Here is a 20219-nt window from a genome sequence, read left to right on the forward strand (position 1 = left end):
GCTCCCGCCGCCATCACTGCCGACCCGAACGGGTGCTCCCTCACGTAGGGCAGCTCAACCGAGAGATCGCACTCCAGGGCTGGCCATGAGTTCCTCCGGGCGCCGGGAGCGCGAGCGCGCTGCGCTGTCCTGCCCTCACCCGTCTACCGGCAGACGCTCGCCTGTTGGCGTCATGGGGTGGTGCGTGCCTCGGCGGCGGAGACGATCTCCTGGCGCTGCTGGTGGCGCCGTTCGTACTCCTGGACCTGGCGGGCGACGCCGGCGGGCACGTTCTGCAACCGGGCGGTGAGCTCGTCCGGGCTCATGGTGTCGTAGCCGGGCCAGGGTTCGCTGCCGCGCAGCTGCTCGATGGCGTCCAGGACCGGGGGGCGGTTGGAGTGGGTGCGTTCGTATCCCTCGATGACCGTCAGGTCCGACTGGGAGAGTGTGCGCAGCTGCTGCTGGATTTCGTCGACGCTGAGCTGGCTGAAGCGGGGGATCGGCAATTCCTCCTCCCGGGTCACCGCTCCCTGGACCTTTTCGGCCATGCGGGTCGGCTCGGGCATCTCGCGCACCGCGCCCTCGGCGGCACCCCGGGCCCGCCGGCCGCCGGTCTGGGCGACGTCTTGCACCCGGTCGGCGGCGGTCCGCACGGCGCGGGCGGCCGCGTCGGCCCAGTTGCCGCCGTTCTCCTGGACGAAGCCGTTGGCCGCGGCCGCCACGGCCCGGGCGTTCTGGGCGACGCTGTCCTCCAGTGTTTCGAGCAGTTCCTCGTCCTGGCGGCGCAGTGCGGCGAGCAGGTCGGCGGTGGCCTGGTCGTGGGCCTCTTCGGCGATGCTCTGTCCGGCCCGGCAGGCTGCCAGCGCCCGGGCTGTGACCGCGTACTCGTCTTGGGCGTTCCTCAGCAGCCGCCGCTCGTCGTGGGGCCGCCGGCCGCGCAGCATGTCCGTCACGAGCGTGGATCCGATCGTCAGCGGCAGCATGGCGGTGCGCACGGCGCTGCGCGAGATGAACCGCGCGATATCGACGCTGTCCCCGACCAGCCCGCTGCGGGGCCGCAGCTCGCGCATGTGGTGCTCGATGCGCTGGAGGCTGTCTTGGACGTCGTCCGCCTGGCGCTCGAGCATCTGCCGGTACGGGCCGGGCGGCGTGATGGTCGCATCCGCCCGCAATCGGTCGACGAGCGCCTCATGCGCCTGGCGGGCGTCTTCCAGCGCCGGTACGAGCGCGTCCGTCATCACTGCCATGGGGTGCTCCTGGGGGTGGGGGTCAGGCGGCCGGCCCAAGCTCGCCGCGCCTGGGGAATCGGCTGCCTGCCGGGCATTGCCGAGGCCGGGCAGCCAGGGACCATCCTGTGGGACCCCCGGCAAGATCGCCCGGCGGCCGGGTTCGCGTCCGGTACGGCCAAGACCGGCCGGGACGCTTCATGCCTGCCGCCTGCCACCCCTGTGGGGCCCACGGCAACAGGCGGAGAAGACCTTCCCGGGGCGGCCCGGCCCCGCGGCCCCGGGTGGGCGCCGCCGTGAAGGCAGCGTGGGCTGAACGGGTGATGACGGCGGTGGCGCTGTGTCGGAAATCCTGATCACACGTTGGTCCGGGCATGAACCCTCGCGTCGACGACGCGGTGCCCTGTGCGGCACCGCTCGGGCTTACCGGCTCCCGGCCCGATCGCGCCGACCTGGGCACCGACGTCCAGCGGAACGGCAGGTGGGGCCGGGCTGTGACGGTCATCCGCTCAGCGGTGATCGTTGCCGCTGCCGGGGTGCTTGCCCTTGCGGACCGGCTCGCTTGAAAGATTCAGAACCAGGTGGCCGGGATCAGTCAGACGGCCCGGGCTCGACCGCGGCGGCATCCTGGCTGGATGCGGGTGTGTGCCTGCGTGACCAGCTGGTCGAGGCGATCGCCTCCCTTCGCTCGCAGACAGCAGCGATGCTGTCGCACGCCCCGGCCGTATCAGTGAAGCCGGTGCCACGGGGCCGGACAGCCAGTCGTCACCTGGTTCGCAGCCCTGATCAGAACCTGGGCAAGCCCGGGTGGCAGCCAGGGCGTGTTGTCGGCCGAAGGTGCCGCCACCGGAGCTGCCATCACTGTTCGGCGGTTCACTCGTTGGGGTTGGTGGTGCGAGCCCGCTGCACGGTGACCTCTCACAAGGGCCGTCCACGTCACGGTGGAAGCGGTGAGTGCGGGACACGGCACACCTGCCGGGTTCCCGAGGACGGCGCGTGTCTCCGACATAAGCGGCGCCTCACGGCAGCGCGGGCTCGTAACGCCGAAAACAGTTCACTCTTCGCAAGTAGGGGAAAATATCTCATGCGGGGACTCCAGCGAGGGAGTGTTCCAATGGTGAGGAAGTCCACCGAAGGCCGCTGGGAGACCGCCCCTGGTCTTCCCGTCCAGCGGCAGGGGCGCGACGAGACGGCCGAAGAGCGTGCGGACCGGATGTGGGCCGAGCTGCTGCAAGAGCTACGGGTGGCTCAGACCGGTGTGCAAATCCTCTTCGGTTTCCTGCTCATCACCGTCTTCCAGCCCGCCTTCACCGACCTCGGCGACACCGACCGGGCCCTCTACGTCGCCGCGGTCACCCTGGGGGCGGCCAGTGCCGGGGCTCTCATCGGCCCGGCCTCCCTGCACCGGATCGTCGTCGGCCGCCGCATCAAGCCCCAGACCGTAAGGCTCGCCTCCCGCATGGCCAAGGCCGGCCTGGCGCTGCTCGCAGCGACCACCGTCCTGACCCTGCTCCTGTTGCTGCGGGTGGCTCTCGACGACACGCTCGCCGCCTGGCTGACCGCCGCCATCAGCGTCTGGCTGATCGCCATATGGTTCGTACTTCCCGCCTGGGCCGGACACCACTACACCAGCCGCCGGTAGTCCTGGCCGTCCGCCCTGGGCGCCGACCCCGGCGGTAATCCGCAGCCCCCACAGCCGAATGCACAGCTGCGCAGACTCCCACGGTCCGATGGCGCAGCCCGGCTCTACAGGTCGAACTCCAGGTGCTCCACATCGGTGAACTCCACTTCCAGGCCGTGGGCACGGCGGCCGCCGTCGCGGAAGTAGACCTCGCCCAGGCCTTCGGCGGCGATGGCGCGTAGCTGCTGCTCACTGGCGCCGGCGTCGTGGGCGTCGAAGAGGCGGGCCGCATGGTGCAGGGGGCAGGGCGAGGGTGAGGTGGCGGACGCGGACGTCGTCGGTGGTGCCGGGCGCGGCGGTGAAACCGAACCGGGCCCGGGTGTCGACGACCAGGCCGGGGCTGACGGCCGCCTGCTTTCGGGCTTGGGCGCGGATGCGGGGCTGCCAGCGCTCGCGCATCACGTCCTGAAGGCGTCGGGCAAGCTCGGCACGGGGCCGGCGGATCTGGTCCTTCACGTACCGCTCCACGGCGCGCCGGGAGACGCCGAGCGCGTCGGCCACCGCGCGGGTGCCGTTGAGCTGCCTGACCAGGTGGCGCATCTGGGCGCCGGCGGACTTGGGGACAGGGCGAGTGAACGCCTGCTGTACGGCCCGCTCGAGGCCGTCTTCGACGATGCTCCTCGGGGGCTCCGTTCATGATCGGCTGCGTGGGCCGCCGTGCGGCGTTCACGGCCGGGCCGGGGAGTTGCCCGGCGACGGGCGGAACGGGCCGCACAGCGGCGTCCAGAGCGGTCAGGAGGCGTGTAGGTTCTCACCCTCCGTGTCATACGCCGACGCTGTGACCTGTGGGTTTCCTCGGCGCCTCACGCTCTGTCACCCGCCGGCTGTCTCAGGTCCCGTGTCATTTCCTCGGCTCGCTGGGCAGTGGCAAGCCGCCGACCTGCGACATGACATCCGCGTGAGACTGCGGCGGAGAAGATGACACGGGATTTGAGAACCTACAGGCGGGTTCTTCGGCGGCGGACATGTCGCGCAGACGGTTGTAGTGGAACTGGTGGGCCACCATGGCCGTGGCGGTGGGCCCGTTGCGGTGCTTGGCCACGATCAGGTCGGTCTCACCGGCCCGCCCGGACTCGGGCGCGTAGTAGTCCTCGTGGTGCAGCAGGAGGATCGCGTCGGCGTCCTGCTCCAGGGCCCCGGAGTCCCGCAGGTCGCTCACCGCCGACCGCTTGTCCTGGCGCTCTGTTCGAGCCCGCGGTTGAGCTGGGCCAGGGCGATGAGCACGGCGCCGGTGCCGGCGGCGAGGATCTTCAATTCCCGGCTGATCCCGGTCACGCGCTCATAGGGGGACTGCCGGGCGGAGCGCTGGTCGGTCTCCATCAGCTGGAGGTAGTCGACCACGACCAGGGGGCGCGGCCGGTCTCCCGGATGATGCCCTTGATCCGCGACCGGATGGTGTGGTCGTCGTCCCGTCGTTGGGGGCGAGGGTCGAAGGTGAAACGGCCCAGCCGGGATTCAGTCGGGTTGGCGGCGATCCATGCTTCGACGCAGGTCTTGTGTACGGCCTCGCCTGCGTGGGAGCGCAGCTGTGTGGGGGTGCGGCAGCGCGTGTGGAAGAGCCCCCGAGGGTACTCGTGGGTGGTTGTCTTCGGCTCACGCCCACAACCGGAGGGACTCTTCGACATGGGACACGGCGGAAACGTGATCGCGGAACTCACCACCGACCACCGGGAGGTCGACGCGCTGTTCACGCAGCTCGAGACCCAGCCGGTCGGCGACCCCCGGCGCCGGGAACTGGCCGACGAGTTGACCATCGAGCTGGTGCGTCACTCGGTCGCCGAGGAGATGCACCTCTACCCGGCGGTGCGCGAGCACGTCGAGGGCGGGGACGAGATCGCCGACAAGGAACTCACCGACCACGCCGAGGTCGAACAGCACCTCAAGGACCTGGAAGGCCTCGACGCGCAGGACCCGCAGTTCGACCACCTGGTGGCGAAGCTGAAACTGGAGGTGAGCGAGCACGTGCGCGACGAGGAGGACCGGCTGTTCCCCCTGCTCGCCGCGGCGTGCACACCCGAAACCCTGGACGAGCTGGGCGACAAGGTCCGCACCGCGAAGAAGACCGCGCCCACCCGCCCGCACCCCTCCGCACCGGACACCCCTCCCGGCAACAAGCTGCTGGGCCCCGGCGCGGGGCTGGTGGACCGGGCCCGCGACCTGCTGACCGGCCGCGGCAAGAGCTGATACGCACGCCGGCACCGCGCTGCCTGCGGCCGTCCGGCCGGAGGCGGGAGCCAGAGGGAACGGAGCAGACGATGACCACCGCACGAGAGATCATGACCGAGGGCGCCGAATGCATCGGCGCCGACGAGCCCGTCCTGCTCGCGGCCCGGAAGATGACCGAGATGGGCGTCGGCGCGCTGCCGATCTGCGGCACGGACGACAGGCTCAAGGGCGTCCTGACCGACCGGGACATCGTCGTCAAGGTCCTGGGAGCGGGTAAGGATCCCGCCTCGACCACCGCCGGCGAGCTGGCCCAGGGCGAAGCCGTCACGATCGGCGCCGACGACGACGCAGCCGAGATCATGCGCACCATGGCCGCGCACAGGGTCCGCCGCCTGCCGGTCATCGACGGCCACCGCCTGGTCGGCATGATCGCCCAGGCCGATGTGGCCCGTGCCCTGCCCGACCCGCAGGTCGGCGACCTGCTCCAGGCGCTCTCCACCGACTGAACCCGCTCACCCGCGGAACCCCCCGGAACCCCGGCGCGCTGCGGCCGCGGGCCGACCACGGCGCGCCGGGCCGTTCCATGGACTTGGGCCGCCCCCAAGAAGCCGTCGCATTCGCCTGGACAGCCGACTCCGGCATGCTGCCCGCCCTCCAACGGGGAATCGTGGGTCGCGATGGATGCGGCCTCCCGTGCCCTGTGCGGCAAGGCGTCCTGCGGGGAATCGAAGGAACGGGGTGCCCCCCGGCGTGATGGGGCCTCTGGCCAGGCTCCTGACTTGTCCAATAGGGCCCAGATGCTCGGTCTGCAGCCGTAGCGTCCAGGGTGTTGGTCGGCACGGGCCCGTAGTGTTCCTTGCCGCCCTCAGGCCGGCTCACTGAGAGCGTGCCGCCGCCGGCCGACACCCGCGCGCTGAACTCGGTGCTGCACACCATCGCCGTCTGCCAGATCCGCGACGGCGGGCGCGGACAGGACTACTGCCTCCGCAAGATCAGTGAGGGGAAGACCCTTCGGAAGCCCGCAGGGCCCTCAAACGACGGCTGTCCAACGTGGTCTACCGGATCATGAAACGAGATCGACGGAACCACCTCGCTCAGGCCGCTTGACACACAGAGGCGCTATGAAGTCACAAGCGCCGTCCGGCCGCGTGCGTGGTGACGCCCGGCGGGCCGACAAATCGCAAACAGGACAGTCGAGACGTCGGTCAGTCGGAGTCTCCGGCCAACCCGGAACGGTTCACACACCGTGGAATCGCCTGGCCCCGCGCAGGGGGCCTGCAGCACGTCCAGCCGCCCTCCCGCACGCGTTGGAAGGACGGGAGACAACGCCCAACGATGAGTCGCCCACCCGTCACCAACCAGTCATCCGTTTCCGCAGGTCAACGCACCCTTCCGCGCGGCTTCAGCGGCACCGGCGGGAGCTCGGGGGCCGGCAGCGGGGCACCGTCGTAACCCTTCACCTCGCCGAACCGCGTGCCCTCCATCCAGTCCCGGCGGGCCTGTTCGATCTCCTCCTGGGTCCGGCCGATCCAGTTCCAGAACATAGCGAATCCTGCGCGCATCAGTGCAGGTCAGCGGCGTTCAGGACCGCCGACGGTCAGCATCGGCCCTGGAGGAGTCGGCAACCGTGAGCTCTGCTGCCCTGGTTCGTGGGATGGGGTCGTTCCTCAAGGAGTGCGAGCATCCGCGGTCGCGGTGGTCGAAGTGCCCTCACCCGTACAAGCTCCGGTACCGGTCGGCGGCTGGGAAGCAGGTGAAGGAGTCCGGGTTTGCGACCCAGGACAAGGCCATCGCGCGTTTGACGGAGGTCTACAACGCGAAGAAGGCGGCGCCACGGGGCAGGCGAGGGCTGAACGCATCGCGAAGTACGGGGCGATGCGGTTCGTGGCAGCAGCCGCAGCATCGCGAACGCGTTCGTCACGCCCAGGTACGCCGGTCTCAGCAGCACGACCGATCACCATGCCGCGCCCACCGCCGCCTTGCGATAGCGGCGGCTCGATCGGCCGCGGCCGGCACCCCGAAACCCGCTCCCACCTGTATGGATGAGGTATTCGGCAAGGGCAGGGCCCCCGCCACGGAATGAGCAGGGTCGCTGCGCCACTGCCGCAGGGGAACCAGGCGAACCGCGCCACCATCTTCCGTAGGAGTCCACGGAAGGGTCGGAACGAGTGGGTACAGACACGGACACCATCAGGCCACTGCCGGAGTCGCTCCGGGAACATGCCCGGCGCCTCGGGGAGAAGGTCGCCTTCCAGGACCGCCGTACGCGGCGGACCTACCGGGACCTGGAATGCAGGACCGGACGGCTGGCCGGGCATGTGGCGGGGCTCGGCCTGGCGCGGGGCGAACGGGTGGCCATCCTGCTCGGCAACCGTGTCGAGGCGGTCGAGAGCCTGCTCGCCGTTACCCGGGCGAGCGGGGTGGGCGTGCCGCTGGATCCCGGGAGCTCAGGGGCGGAGTTGGCCCGTCTGCTGGAGGACTGTGGTGCGCGCGTGCTCATCACCGATGAAGCCCGGCTGACGCATCGGCGGGGACTGCTGTCCCGCCCCGGGCTGATCGTGGTGGTGGCCGAGGGCGGTGAGGAGGACGGGGACACTCCGCTGTCCGGGGACTCCGGAGCATTGGCGGATGGGGCCGGGGCAGCGGGCGGCGTTCTCCGGTACGAGGAGTTGGCGTGTACGGAGCCGGGGACGCCCGCCCGGGACGATCTCGGGTTGGACGAGACGGCGTGGCTGCTCTACACCTCCGGGTCCTCCGACACCCCCAAGGGAGTACTGTCCACCCAGCGCAACCGCCTCGCGCCGGTCGCGGCGGGCCTCGTCGGTGTTCTCGGTCTGTCGGAACGGGACCGGGTGCTGTGGCCGTTGCCCCTCCACCATGCCATGAGCCAGGTGGTCTGCGCCCTCGGGGTGACCGCGACCGGGGCGAGCGCCATGCTCCCGCCCCGGTTCTCGGTGGCGGAGGTGCTCGGCGAACTGCGCCGTACGGACGCCCCCTACACCCTCCTCGGCGGGGTGCCGACGACGTACTCGGCCCTGCTCGACGCGGTCCGGAGCGAGGAGGGTGACGGGGAGGAGGGCGGCGGGCTCAGGGCGCCCGCGCTGCGGGGCTGCATCAGCGGGGGCGCTTCGGCGGGGTCCGAGTTCCGGAGGTCCTTCGAGGCAATCTGCCGGGCCCCCTACCTGGAGCACTACGGCAGCACCGAGGCGGGTCCGGTCACCATGGCGGCACCGGGCAGCACATCGGCGGCCGGGTCGTGCGGCCAGGTGCTGTCCGGCACCCGGGTCCGGGTCGACGGTGGCGCGAACGGACAGGACACCGGCGAGGGCGAGTTGTGGGTGAGCGGGCCTGGAGTCATGGCCGGCTACCACGGCAGGCCGGAGGCCACCGCCGAGGTATTGCGCGACGGTTGGTTCCGCACCGGCGACCTGGCCAGGATCGAGGCTTCCGGCGAACTCGTGATCACCGGCCGGGCGAGTGAGCTGATCATCCGAGGCGGGGCGAACATCCACCCCTCGGAGGTAGAGGCGGTGCTGCGGCGGCTGCCCGGGGTGGCGGACGCCGCCGTGGCCGGACGCCCGCACCCCGTCTTCGGCGAGGTGCCGGTCGGCTATCTGGTCCCCGCACCGGGCAGCGGTGTACTGGACAGGGGGGCGGTCCTCGCCGCCTGTCGTGCGGAACTGTCCGCTTTCAAGGTGCCCGCCGAACTGTACGAGGTGGAGGGCATTCCCCGTACCGCTTCTGGAAAGGTGCGGCGGCACACCCTCGCCGACCGGCCCGCACGGACGCTGGGCACAGGGGCGGTCGAGGAGTCGACGGCGGACCTGCTGGCCCTGGTGCGGAACGAGGCTGCGGCCGTGCTCGGTTGTACGGCGGAGGCGGTGGAGTCCGGAACGGCGCTCCGCGATCTCGGCATGGACTCGCTGACGGCGACGGTGCTACGGGAGCGGTTGTCGGCGGCGACCGGCCTCCCGCTCTCCGAGGCCGTCGCCTTCGACTTCCCCACGGCCGCCGCGCTCGCCGCCCACCTCCGTTCGCGGAGCGCCACCGCACCGTCGGGAGCCGAAATCGCGCACCGAGGCGCGACTCGGTCGGACGACGATCCTGTGGTGATCGTGGGGATGGCCTGCCGCTATCCCGGGGGCGTGACCTCCCCCGAGGAGCTGTGGCGGCTGGTGGCCGACGGGAGGGACGCCATCGGTCCGTTCCCCACCGACCGGGGCTGGGACACGGAGGCGCTGTACGACCCGGACCCCGGGCGGTCCGGCCGGACGTACGTGCGTGAGGGCGGCTTCCTCTCCGGTGTGGACCGCTTCGACCCCGGCTTCTTCGGCATCTCCCCCCGCGAGGCTTTGGCCATGGACCCGCAGCACCGGCTGCTGCTCGAAGTGGCGTGGGAGGCCCTCGAGCAAGCCGGTCTCGTTCCCCGCACCCTGCGCGGCTCGTCGGCTGGGGTGTACGTCGGGCTGATGTACAGCGACTACGCCGGCCGTCTCACAGAGGTACCCGCGCATGTCGAGGGCTACCTCGGCATCGGCAGCGCCGGAAGCGTCGCCTCAGGTCGTATCGCCTACACCTTCGGCCTGGAGGGCCCGGCCGTCACGGTGGACACGGCGTGCTCGTCGTCCCTGGTCGCCCTGCACCTGGCGGCCCAGGCGCTGCGCCGGGGCGAGTGTTCCTTCGCGCTGGCCGGCGGGGTCACGGTGATGTCGGGGCCCTCGTCGTTCGTGGAGTTCAGCCGGCAGCGGGCGCTGGCCCCGGACGGCCGCTGCAAGGCGTTCGGTGCGTCCGCCGACGGCACGGGATGGGCCGAGGGCGCCGGCATGCTGTTGCTGAGCCGGTTGTCCGAGGCGCGCCGCGCCAGGCTTCCGGTGCTGGCTGTGGTCCGCGGCTCGGCGGTGAACCAGGACGGGGCGAGCAACGGGCTGACGGCACCGCACGGCCCGGCGCAGCAGCGGGTGATCCGGCAGGCCCTCGCGGACGCGGGGCTGGCCCCCGGGGACATCGACGCGGTGGAGGCACACGGCACCGGCACCCGGCTGGGCGATGTCATCGAGGCGGAGGCGTTTTCGGCGACGTACGGGCGGGAGGCGCGGGAGCATCCGCTCTGGCTGGGCTCGGTGAAGTCGAACATCGGTCACACCCAGGCCGCCGCCGGGGTGGCGGGCGTGATCAAGACGGTGCAGGCGATGGCCCACGGCGTGCTGCCGCGTACGCTGCACGCCGACGAACCGACCAGCCGAGTCGACTGGTCGTCGGGGCGGTTGGCGCTGCTGACCCGGGAGGTGGAGTGGCCGAGGACAGACCGCCCCCGCAGGGCGGGGGTGTCCTCCTTCGGCATCAGCGGCACCAACGCCCATGTGGTGCTGGAGGAGGCCCCGGCGGATCGGGATGCCCCGCCGCCGGTTTCCGTGGCGGACGACGGGGCCGGGAGCAGCCGCTTCGATGGCGGGGCGGTGCCGCCGTCCGTGGCTGTTGCGGTGTCGGCGAGGAGCGGGCCGGGGCTGCGGGCCCAGGCGCGGCGGCTGTACGACCAGGTGGCCGCCGACCCGGACGCGGTGCCGGTGGACCTCGGTTACTCGCTCGCCACCACCCGCGCGGCCTTCGAGCACCGGGCCGTGGTGGTGGCCCGGGACCGTGCGGAACTGCTCGCCTCCCTGCGGGCGGTGACGGAGGGAAAAAGCCGGCCCGGGGTGCGGACGGGCACGTCCCGTCACCAGGGCCCGCTGGCCCTGCTCTTCACCGGCCAGGGCAGCCAACGCGTGGGCATGGGACGTGAGCTGTACGAGTCCCGGGAACTTCATCCAAGCTTCGCCCGGTCGTTCGACGAGAGCTGCTCCCTGCTCGACCCGCTGTTGCCGGTGCCTCTGCGGGACGTCGTGTTCGCCGGCTCCGGCACGGAGACGGACGCGCTCCTGCACACGACCCGGTTCGCGCAGCCGGCGCTCTTCGCTCTGGAGACGGCCCTGTTCCGGCTGCTCGAGGCCTGGGGTGTGCGCCCGGATCTGGTGGCCGGGCACTCGGTGGGCGAGGTGACCGCGGCGCATGTCGCCGGGGTGCTGTCCCTCGCGGACGCCTGCACCCTGGTGGCGGCCCGGGGCCGGCTGATGGACGTGCTGCCTGCGGGCGGTGCGATGGCCGCCGTGGCCGCCGACGCGGACGAGGTGGCCGAAGTGGCCGCCCGACTCGCCCGGACGGGGCATGCGGTGGAGGTCGCCGCCGTCAACGGGCCCGCCTCGGTGGTCGTTTCCGGGGACGAGACCGCAGTGCAAAAGACCGTCGCGCACTTCCAGGAGCGGGGCCGGTCCACGACGCCACTGCGGGTGAGCCACGCCTTCCACTCCGCGCGGATGGAACCCATGCTGGCCGACTTCGCGGACGTGGTGCGGCGCCTCTCCTTCGCCGCGCCGCGGATTCCCCTGGTCAGCGCCGTATCCGGCCGGACCGCCACCGAGGAGGAGCTGAGCTCACCGGAGTTCTGGGTGGACCATGTCCGCCGCCCGGTCCACTTCGCCGATTCAGTGGCGTATCTCCAGGACCGGGGCGCGGCACACTACGTCGAGCTGGGGCCGGACGGGGTGCTCACCGGCCTGGTCCGCAGCGGCCTCGCCGCGACCGGAGCGGCTCCCGCGGGCCCGGGCACGGACGGAGCGCCCGTCGGCGAGCGGACCCCGACGCCGCTGGTCCTGCCGACTCTGCGCGGGGTGCGGCCGGAGGCGGACGCCCTGCTCGACACTGTGGCCGCGCTGCACACCCATGGCGTGCCCGTCGACTGGCGGGCCGTCTTCGCCGGGCGCGGCGGTCGGCGCGTCCCCCTGCCCACGTACGCCTTCCAGCGCCGCCGGTACTGGCTCGACGCCACCCCGCGGCATCGGGCCACTCCCCCACCGGACGCCCCGGCCCACCCGCTGTTGTCGTCCCGCACCGCGACGGCCGACGACGACGGGCTGTTGCTGAGCGGGCTGCTCTCGGTGCACGAGCAGCCCTGGTTGGCCGACCATGTGGTGGCGGGGACGGTATTGCTGCCGGCGGCCGCCTTCGTGGAGATGGCCCTGCACGTCGGTGAGTCGGCGGGCGCGCCCGTCCTGGACGAACTCGCCCTGACCGCGCCGCTGTCGCTGCCTGCGGACGGCACGGTCGAGCTGCAGGTGAAGGTGTCGGGGCCAGACGGTGCGGGACGGCGGACCGTGCTCTTCCACGCCCGGCCGCACACACCGACGGGTGACCGGCCCTGGCATCGGCATGCCTCCGGGACGCTCGTGCCGGAGCGGCAGCCGGCGGACCGCGGAGCGGCCGCGACCGGGGCCGGGGCCGGGGCCGCGCCCTGGCCGCCGCCGGGCGCGGTGCCTCTGTACGCCGGCGATCCGGGTGCCGACCCGTACGAGCGGCTGGCCGGAAGCGGGCTGAGCTACGGCCCCGCCTTCCGGGGCCTGCGCGCCGCCTGGCGGCTCGGGGAGGAGCTGTACGCCGAGGTCACGCTGCCCGAGGCCGCCGGGGCCCCGCTCCCGGACGCGGGTGGCCCAGGGTTCGTCCTGCATCCGGCGCTGTTGGACGCGGCGCTGCACGCCCTGGCGCTCGACGGACGCACGGCGGACCGTGCCGGAACGGACAGGACGGATGGTGGTGGGGTTTCCCTGCCGTTCGCCTTCGGCGGGGTGCGCCTGCACACGGCCGGTGCGCGGCGGTTGCGGGTGCGGATCACTCCCGGTCCGGACGGGCGGGCCGGGGTGGAGCTGACCGACGCGGCGGGCGCGCCGGTGGCCGCGGTACGTTCGCTGACGCTCCGGCCCCTTCCGCGTACCGGATCGGGAACGGTGGATCCGGCCCCTGGGGTTCTCCACCGGATGGACTGGGTGCCGCTGCCCGAGCCGCCCGTACCTCCGGTGGTGCCCCCGTGGGGCGTCCTGGGCACGGCGGGCACACGGCCGGTGGATGTGCTCGCGCCCCGGGGTTCCGGCGTTCCGGTGTACGCCGACCTGGCGGCGGACGGCGCGTCACCGGCCGTCCTCGTTGCACCGTGCCCACCACCACCGGACACGGCCGGCGGTGCACAGGACCCGGCGGCGCAGACACGGTGGGCGGCGGGCTGGGCACTGAAGCTGGTACGGGAGTGGCTCGCCGAACCTCGTCCGGCGAACTCCTGTCTCGTCCTTGTCACTTCCGGCGCCGTCACCCCGGACGATGGTGGTCCGGTTGACGGTGGCACCGGTTCCGGGGGTTCCGGCGCATCCGGTGGATGCGCTTTCGCACCGGCCCACGCACCGGTGTGGGGGCTGGTCCGCTCGGCCCTGCGGGAGAATCCGGGCCGGTTCGCCCTGGTCGACATGGACGATCACCCCGACTCCGTGCGCCTCCTCCCCGTCCTGCTGGCCGCCGTGGCGCCGGAGACAGCCGTACGACGGGGAACAGCGTACGTACCGAAGCTGGTCCGGGTGGCCGGGGCGACGGGGGAACGGCGGTCCCGGCGGCGGCTCGATCCGGGGGGCACCGTCCTGGTCACCGGCGGTACCGGTTCCCTGGGCATGCTGGTGGCACGGCACCTGGTCGCCGCCCATGGCGTCCGACGTCTGCTGCTTGCCGGCCGACGCGGACCGGACGCACCGGGGGTGGACGAACTCGTCGCGGAACTGGTCGAGTCGGGCGCCGAGGTGACCGTCCGGGCGTGCGACGTCGCGGACCGGACGGCGCTCGCCGCCCTGCTCGGCTCGGTGCCGGCGGCCCATCCGCTGACCGGTGTGGTGCACACCGCGGGGGTGCTGGACGACGGCACCCTCCCGGCGCTCACCGCCGACCGTCTGGAGCGGGTGCTGCGGCCCAAGGCGGACGCCGCCCTCGCCCTGCACGAGCTGACCCGGGGACGCGACTTGGCAATGTTCGCGCTGTTCTCCTCGGTGGCGGGTACCTTCGGCTCAGCCGGTCAGGCCAACTACGCGGCCGCCAACTGCGTGCTGGACGCCCTGGCACGGCACCGGAGACGGCTCGGTCTGCCCGGTACGTCGATCGCCTGGGGTCCCTGGCGGCAGAGCGAGGGCATGATGGCGCACCTCACCGACACGGACCTGCGGCGGATGGCCCGCTCGGGATTCGGCCCGCTCGAGGCGGACGAGGGCCTGGCCCTCTTCGACGCCGCCGTGGCCGGTGACGACCCGGTGGTGGTGGCAGCCCGCCTCGCTCCGGCCGTCCTGAGCGGCGGCGATCCAGCGGCGGGCCGGTCCCGGCCGCCCGTCCCCGGTGCGGCGGGGACGGGCGGCGGGGGCGGGGCCCTGTTCGGCCGACAGCTGGCGGCCGCTTCCCCGGGCGAGCGGGGCGAGTTGCTGCTCACGGAGGTGCGGGCCCTGGCGGCCTCGGTACTGGGTCACCCGGAGGGGGCGGCCGCGATTGCCGGGGACGACCTGCTGGCAGACCTGGGGCTCGACTCCCTGGCCGCGGTCGACCTGCGCAACTTGCTCGCGACGTCGACGGGGCTGACGCTGCCGCCCACGCTGCTGTTCGACTTCCCGACCCCGCGCACGGTTGCCGCCGAACTGGCAGAGCGGTACGCCCAGGAGGCGACTCCTCCCGGCGTCACCGGTGTCCCCGGCAACCCCGGCGTCCTCGAACGGCCGGATGCCATCGGCCACCCGGGCGGCCCCGGCCGAACGGCGGACAACGGTGTTCCCGGCGGTCCGGGGATGGCCGGTCCGCCGCAAGCCCCGGCGCGGGCCGGGGACGCACCGGACACCGGAGGTGCTTCGGATTCCCTGGGTGCGCTCTTCCGCGCCGCTTGCGACCGGGGGCGGACCTGGGACGGCATGGCGCTGCTCACCATCGCCGCACGCCTCCGCCCGGCCTTCGACAGCGCCGGGGCGCCCGGTGCGGCACTCGATCCTGTGACGCTCGCACCGGGCGGCGCGGGGCCCCGGCTGATCTGCTTCCCCGCCCTCAGTGCGCTCTCGGGACCCCAGGAATACGCGCGCTTCGGCGCCGGACTGCGGGGCCTGCGGCCGGTCGCGGCGGTGCGGCACCCGGGGTTCGGGCACGGGGAGGCGCTGCCGGCCACGCTGGACGCCCTCGTCACCGCCCAGGCCGCCACCGTCCGCGCGGCCGCGGGTGACGGACCGTTGGTCCTGTTGGGCCGCTCGGCCGGTGGCTGGGTGGCCCAGGCCGTGGCCGAGCGGCTGGAGGCCGAAGGCTCCGCCCCGCTCGCCGTTGTCCTGGTGGACACCTATCCCAGCAGTGACGACGACCGTGGGCAGGCGCTCTCCGCGATGACGTCGGACATGCTGCACCGGGCGGCGGAGTTCCTCCCGACCGCCCCGGACCGACTCACTGCCATGGCCGGGTACTTCGAGCTTTTCGCCGGCTGGAAGCCTGTGCGGCTCGCCTCCCCCACCCTCTTCGTACGGGCCCGGGACCCGCTGCCCGGCACGGAGCCCGCCCCGGTATGGGATCTTCCGCACACCGAAGTCACCGTGCCCGGAGACCACTTCACCATGCTGGAAGAGCATGCCCGTACCACCGCGCTCGCAGTCCACCACTGGCTGGCCGATCCGGACCGACGAACCCCTGATGCCCTGCACCGGTCGCAGGTGTCGCGGGATGCCCCGGCAGGTCCTCTGGGGACAACCGGCGTCACAGGCTGGACTGCTTGATCGAGGAATACGGGACACATGAACATGCGGCCTTACCAGTCCTGAGGCCGGAAACAGGAGGCAGAGATCAACCCGCACGTGCGGGGTGCGCACCGCACCGGGTGGACACCGCAGGCGGGCGGGTGTCTCCGCGTGACGGGCTCGCCAGCGAGTTGAGGGATGCGTTTCGCAGGGGGCGGGTGCGAGATGGTGGCGTGCCCCGCCCCCGTGGTGCCGGATCAGCCCAGGGGCAGCGTCAGGCATGCGGCCTTGCTGTCGGGGGAGCTGATCGTTGTAGTGCTGCCGTCGACGCTCGCGTCCGAGTAGAGCGGGTCCTTGCTGGTGACGACCAGCATCAGCCGGTGGTCCTGGGGCAGGTCGTAGCCAGCGGCCTGCAGCTTCCAGGTGGCACTGTGGTCCCGGTCGGGGGCCAGGTCGGTGAGTGTGAGGGGCTCGTGGGTGATGATGCGAGCCATGCTGTCGGGGCCGAGGTCGAAGAGGCAGGCCACCAGGGTCGTGGAGCGGGCCGTGCTGCGCACGGTCAGCGCGAGTTCGCAGATGCCCCGGATCCGGCGTGCCGCGCCACCGTGGCTGCCCGCCGCGATCGGATCGCTCGTCCAGACCGCGAGGTTCTGCCGGTCGAACTTCTCCGTGACGTAGATCTTCGGATTGCCGTTCCACTCGGCCTGGCCGCTCGTGATGACGGCGTCTGCCGCGACGGCCTCGGTCGGCTGCCCGGCGGTGAACTCCCGCTCCCAGCCCGTTTCCGGTTCGGTTGCCAGGCCGCCGTCACGGTCGTCCGATGCGGTGGCCGTCAGGTACCACCGTTCGGTGGAGGTGGTGACGTCCTCCCAGGACGGGCTGGACTCGCGGGCAGCCGGTGTGACGATCTCGGTGCTTCCGGTCTGCGGATCGGTCCGGGTCTCGTACGTGAACATGATCTGGCTGTTGACCGCGGGCCAGGTGGGTACGGCGTTGTCGATCCCGCGCACGTGGTGGTCCAGCCAGGCGAACGCCTCCTCGACCGGCTGGTTCGGCCCGCTGAACGGGATGGTCAGACCGGCGCCCTCGGGCGCGGCGTGGTCGCCGATCCACAGGTTCAGGTGCTTGGGCACGGTCAGGCCGTTGAAGTGCTCGATGACCTGGTTGGCTGCGAACAGCGTCTCGTGCCAGGTGTTGGAGAAGAAGGTGGGAACACCGCGGGCGTTGGTCTTGTCGGCGTACGAGGAGGGCGCCCGCTCCTTGCCCCACTCCACTACCGTGTCGAGGTTCCGGCCGGCCTGGAAGTCCGCCAGGATCTGCTGGGTGGCCGCGTCGAATTTCCGCTCGACCGGACCGCCGGTGAAGTTGATCAGGGCGGTCACCGCCGCCAGGTGCCGGGTGTCGTGCTGGTAGAGACTCGCGGCCAGGTCGCCCCAGGTGCTCAGAGCCACGACCGCGGCCACGCGCCCTTTCGGATCGTGCGCCGCGACCAGCTGGCTGATACCCGAACCGTAGGACTCGCCCATGAAGGCGATCCGGCTGGGACTGAAGTGCTTCTCCGCGTAGTCGATGACGGTCAAGCCATCGGCCCAGTCGAGAGGTCCGGCCACGTCGATCGTGCCCCCGGAGGTGAACGGCCCATCCACATAGCCCTTGCCAGGCACGGCCATCGTGAGGCCGATCCCACGGGGGGTGTAGGCCAGTACGTGGTAGCCGCGCACCGCCAGCTGGAGGTACGTGTACTCGAACAGGCCCCAGCCCAGGGGCGTCCAACCGGCGGGCATGATCACCACGGGACGGGGCTCGTCGGTCTTGAGCTTGATCGTGTGCGCCGACAGCCGTACGCCACCCTCGGCAGCGATGCGGGGAAAGCCGATGATCGCCTGCTGCTGCACCTGCTCCGTCAGCCTCTGCAGGTCAGGGGGCAGCACCGGCTGCTCAGCCGTGCCGTCCAGGGTGGCGATCAGCGCCTCGGCGACGTGGGCGGCGGCCGGGTCCAGCGACGTGGGCGAGGTGTAGATGCCGTGCCGGGCGATCCGGCTCAACTGTGCTGCGGTACCCACGCCGTCGTTGTTGTGCGGGTGGCTCACGATGTTCGTCCTCTCGCTGTCGCCGACCGAGCCTTGCGGCACCGCCGGCACATGCCGTCTGCCGGAGGCCCGGCATGTCCCCGATCCTTTCGGTCCACTCCTTCACCGAAGGCAAAGGGCGCAGGGTGTGCAGAAGCGCGGCCACCACTCAGCGCGATCCGAGCGCCCCCCTGAGCGCCCCCTGGTGAACCCTTTCACTCCGCCTAAAGAGTGATCTCCTCTTTGTTCGAATTCCAGGCGGACACTCAGCGTGACAAGGTGAATCGTCCGGCTATGCCCGACCCCTCAGAGGAGAACTGATGGCTGTCGACGTGCAGAAGTGGTTCGACGAAGACTTCGGCGCCGGTCTTGTGCGCCACGCGGACGAAGCGCGCAAGGTTGAGACCAAGTTCCAGGTCAGCATCACCGGTGAGGGCGGCGGGGAGTGGTGGATCGACCCGTCGGCCGGGAAGGTCGAGCGAGGAAACCCGGGTGGTGCTGGCCTCACGATGGTGATGGATGCCTCGACTTTCGCCAAGGTCTATGACGCCCCGAAGTCAGGCCTCACGCAGGGCTTCTTCGCCGGTCACGTCAAGATGACCGGCAATACCGCAGCAGCGGAGAAGTTCGCTGACCTGCTCCAACTCGCCAAGCAGTAGAAGCAGCACAGAGTTGAGTGACGTCCGGGACGGCAACGGGTCCGCGAGGACTCAGCGCACGCTTCACCACGCATGTTCCTCAACCAGCGGACGGGTGGCCTGGACAACCGGTGCCAGGACTATTCCGGTACCGATGCCTCGCCGGAAACCGCGACGCCGGCCTGGCGGAAGTCGTTCAGGGCGGCAGCCGTCGTGTGCGGGGCCACCCCGACCGAGTAATCCAGGCGTACGCGTGTGCGAAAGCCTGCCGCGACGGCGTCCAGGGCGGTCGCACGCACACAGTGGTCCGTCGCGATGCCCACCACGTCGACGCCCTCGACCCCGCGGGCACGCAGCCAGTCCGCCAGGGACGTTCCCTCCACGTCCGCGCCTTCGAAGCCGCTCTTGGATGCGCCGTGGGCGCCCTTGAAGAAAACGGCGTGCACCTTGCCGCCCGTGACGACAGGCGCGAAGTGGGGATGGAACTCGCTTCCTTCGCCTCCTGCCACGCAGTGGACGGGGAAGCTGTCCTGGAAATCCGGGTGTTCGGAGAAATGGCTGCCCGGATCGATGTGATGATCCCGGGTGGCCACCACGTACTGGTAGTCACGCCCCGCACTCCGCTCGACCAGGTCCGCGATCGTCGAGGCGATCCGCGCCCCTCCCGTGACGGGAACGCTGCCCCCTTCGCAGAAGTCGTTCTGCACATCCACCACGATCAAGCCCCGGCTCATCACGACCACCTCATCAGCACGGTGGAACACAGGAAAGAACCACTGCGGAAATCCCTTCCAATGCTGGACGATCACAGCAAGAAGCGCCCGACCGGCTACGCCGAACGGGTGACCTCATGCCGGGCACCACTGGGCACTGGTCCGGCAACCGGAACGGGGCAACCTGCACCCCATCTCAACGGCGCCCTGTCCCCTGCTCGGTACAGGGATCCCGCGGAGTCCACATCTGCACGACGTGCGGTTCGGAAGGGGCACCAGGCCGCGATGAGTAGGAGGAGCACAGGACGTCCAGGGCTTCTCCGGGGGGTACGGCGTCGGTGCTCTGGGCGCGGGCGGTCAGCACCCAGGCCGGCGGGCCGGAAGAAGGGAACGGGTTATCGGGAACGGCCGGAAGCGCAGAGACGGGTGACGGGCCCGCCTTCGACCGGCGCCCGAACGGTGCCACGCCTCAGGGCAACAGCCGTAGACAGTATGTAGTTATTGAGGTCGAACTTGCGATGCCGTCTTCGGCGACCAAGACCGGTTCAGTTCCCCAGCCTTTCTCGGACTTGCCGTCACCCTGTGCCACTACAAGCGACTCCTCTGCCTCGCCACATAAGACACGGTGTTGGAGCCATCCGTTGGCCCACTCGTGGACGCTGAGCACCGCTCAGTTCGGTGAGCGCAAATCGCGGCAGCCGTGGTTTCCCCAGGGCAAGTCCCTTGTAGCGGCAGTCCGCGAAGCGATCCGTCGCCCGCCAGACGCATCAAGATCGCTACACCAGAGTGAGCAATCCCTGCTCACTGCCATGACCTCTGCTCATCCTCGTGAGCCGGCGACACTCACCGCGCTGAGGGGCCGCCGGACCTCTGCAAACGCCAAGTGCCCCCGAGGAGAGCGGCAAAGGCGGCGCCCACTCCGCCTTCCCGGTCCGGAGAGGTTCCACTCAGAGCCCAGGTCCCGAGCGTCGGGCGCCGGGCCCCCGGCCGGACGTCAGCGCGCTCGGGACGTCATACCCGTCGAGGCACTCCCAGGCCGGTGACCGGTTCGGGGGGGGCGTCGGACGGTGCCTCCTGTGCGAGAACGCGCGAACATGCGGGCGGTCTTCCGGGCAGCCAGGTGCGCCGACACCCGAATCGAACGGCCCGTCGGAG

At 71.5% G+C, this 20219-nt stretch carries 10 protein-coding genes and 2 pseudogenes; 5 read left to right on the plus strand and 7 right to left on the minus strand.

All coding sequences use genetic code 11. From position 1 onward, the window contains the following. Nucleotides 1–170: 170 nt before the first annotated feature. Complete coding sequence (locus ACFP2V_RS32490; RefSeq protein WP_381218868.1) at nucleotides 171–1226, minus strand: hypothetical protein; 1056 nt, start codon at nucleotides 1224–1226, stop codon at nucleotides 171–173. A 1093-nt stretch (nucleotides 1227–2319) separates the two neighbouring features. On the opposite strand from ACFP2V_RS32490, the gene ACFP2V_RS32495 reads away from it, so the two are divergent. After that, a complete protein-coding gene (locus ACFP2V_RS32495; protein WP_381218869.1) occupies nucleotides 2320–2847 on the plus strand; it encodes a DUF6328 family protein in 528 nt (175 codons plus the stop codon). Nucleotides 2848–2951: 104 nt separating this feature from the next. Here the strand turns inward: ACFP2V_RS32495 and tpg are convergent. From tpg to ACFP2V_RS32510, 3 genes and pseudogenes are all read right to left on the minus strand, one after another. Beyond that, a pseudogene (tpg, locus tag ACFP2V_RS32500) lies at nucleotides 2952–3501 on the minus strand (telomere-protecting terminal protein Tpg). A gap of 226 nt (nucleotides 3502–3727) precedes the next feature. Next, complete coding sequence (locus ACFP2V_RS32505; RefSeq protein ID WP_381218870.1) at nucleotides 3728–4045, minus strand: DnaB-like helicase C-terminal domain-containing protein; 318 nt, start codon at nucleotides 4043–4045, stop codon at nucleotides 3728–3730. Then, complete coding sequence (locus ACFP2V_RS32510; protein WP_381218871.1) at nucleotides 4042–4227, minus strand: DnaB-like helicase C-terminal domain-containing protein; 186 nt, start codon at nucleotides 4225–4227, stop codon at nucleotides 4042–4044. Before ACFP2V_RS32510 ends, ACFP2V_RS32505 begins: the two co-directional genes overlap by 4 nt. A gap of 282 nt (nucleotides 4228–4509) precedes the next feature. On the opposite strand from ACFP2V_RS32510, the gene ACFP2V_RS32515 reads away from it, so the two are divergent. After that, a complete protein-coding gene (locus ACFP2V_RS32515) occupies nucleotides 4510–5070 on the plus strand; it encodes a hemerythrin domain-containing protein (RefSeq protein WP_381218872.1) in 561 nt (186 codons plus the stop codon). A gap of 71 nt (nucleotides 5071–5141) precedes the next feature. Next, complete coding sequence (locus ACFP2V_RS32520) at nucleotides 5142–5558, plus strand: CBS domain-containing protein (protein WP_381218873.1); 417 nt, start codon at nucleotides 5142–5144, stop codon at nucleotides 5556–5558. Nucleotides 5559–6431: 873 nt separating this feature from the next. Here the strand turns inward: ACFP2V_RS32520 and ACFP2V_RS32525 are convergent. Beyond that, nucleotides 6432–6596: pseudogene (locus ACFP2V_RS32525) on the minus strand (pirin family protein); the annotation flags it as partial. A gap of 624 nt (nucleotides 6597–7220) precedes the next feature. Between ACFP2V_RS32525 and ACFP2V_RS32530 the strand changes: the two are divergent. Further along, nucleotides 7221–15683: a type I polyketide synthase gene (locus tag ACFP2V_RS32530; protein ID WP_381218874.1), complete on the plus strand. Its 8463-nt coding sequence runs from the start codon at nucleotides 7221–7223 to the stop codon at nucleotides 15681–15683. A gap of 218 nt (nucleotides 15684–15901) precedes the next feature. Here ACFP2V_RS32530 and ACFP2V_RS32535 read toward each other — a convergent pair whose 3' ends face one another. Beyond that, nucleotides 15902–17734: a CocE/NonD family hydrolase gene (locus tag ACFP2V_RS32535; protein WP_381218875.1), complete on the minus strand. Its 1833-nt coding sequence runs from the start codon at nucleotides 17732–17734 to the stop codon at nucleotides 15902–15904. Between the two features lie 299 nt (nucleotides 17735–18033). On the opposite strand from ACFP2V_RS32535, the gene ACFP2V_RS32540 reads away from it, so the two are divergent. After that, on the plus strand, nucleotides 18034–18372 hold the full coding sequence (locus ACFP2V_RS32540) for an SCP2 sterol-binding domain-containing protein (RefSeq protein ID WP_326756737.1): 339 nt from the start codon (nucleotides 18034–18036) through the stop codon (nucleotides 18370–18372). Nucleotides 18373–18491: 119 nt separating this feature from the next. Here ACFP2V_RS32540 and ACFP2V_RS32545 read toward each other — a convergent pair whose 3' ends face one another. Next, a complete protein-coding gene (locus tag ACFP2V_RS32545) occupies nucleotides 18492–19085 on the minus strand; it encodes an isochorismatase family protein (protein WP_381218876.1) in 594 nt (197 codons plus the stop codon). Nucleotides 19086–20219 lie beyond the last annotated feature (1134 nt).

This window comes from Streptomyces incanus (assembly GCF_042656345.1).
Taxonomy (GTDB): Bacteria; Actinomycetota; Actinomycetes; order Streptomycetales; family Streptomycetaceae; genus Streptomyces; species Streptomyces incanus.

Bases quoted from the DNA above. Each gene is read 5' to 3' on its own strand.
- ACFP2V_RS32490 (WP_381218868.1), bottom strand. From the start codon at position 1,226: ATGGCAGTGATGACGGACGCGCTCGTACCGGCGCTGGAAGACGCCCGC.
- ACFP2V_RS32495 (WP_381218869.1), top strand. From the start codon at position 2,320: ATGGTGAGGAAGTCCACCGAAGGCCGCTGGGAGACCGCCCCTGGTCTT.
- ACFP2V_RS32515 (WP_381218872.1), top strand. From the start codon at position 4,510: ATGGGACACGGCGGAAACGTGATCGCGGAACTCACCACCGACCACCGG.
- ACFP2V_RS32520 (WP_381218873.1), top strand. From the start codon at position 5,142: ATGACCACCGCACGAGAGATCATGACCGAGGGCGCCGAATGCATCGGC.
- ACFP2V_RS32540 (WP_326756737.1), top strand. From the start codon at position 18,034: ATGGCTGTCGACGTGCAGAAGTGGTTCGACGAAGACTTCGGCGCCGGT.
- ACFP2V_RS32545 (WP_381218876.1), bottom strand. From the start codon at position 19,085: ATGAGCCGGGGCTTGATCGTGGTGGATGTGCAGAACGACTTCTGCGAA.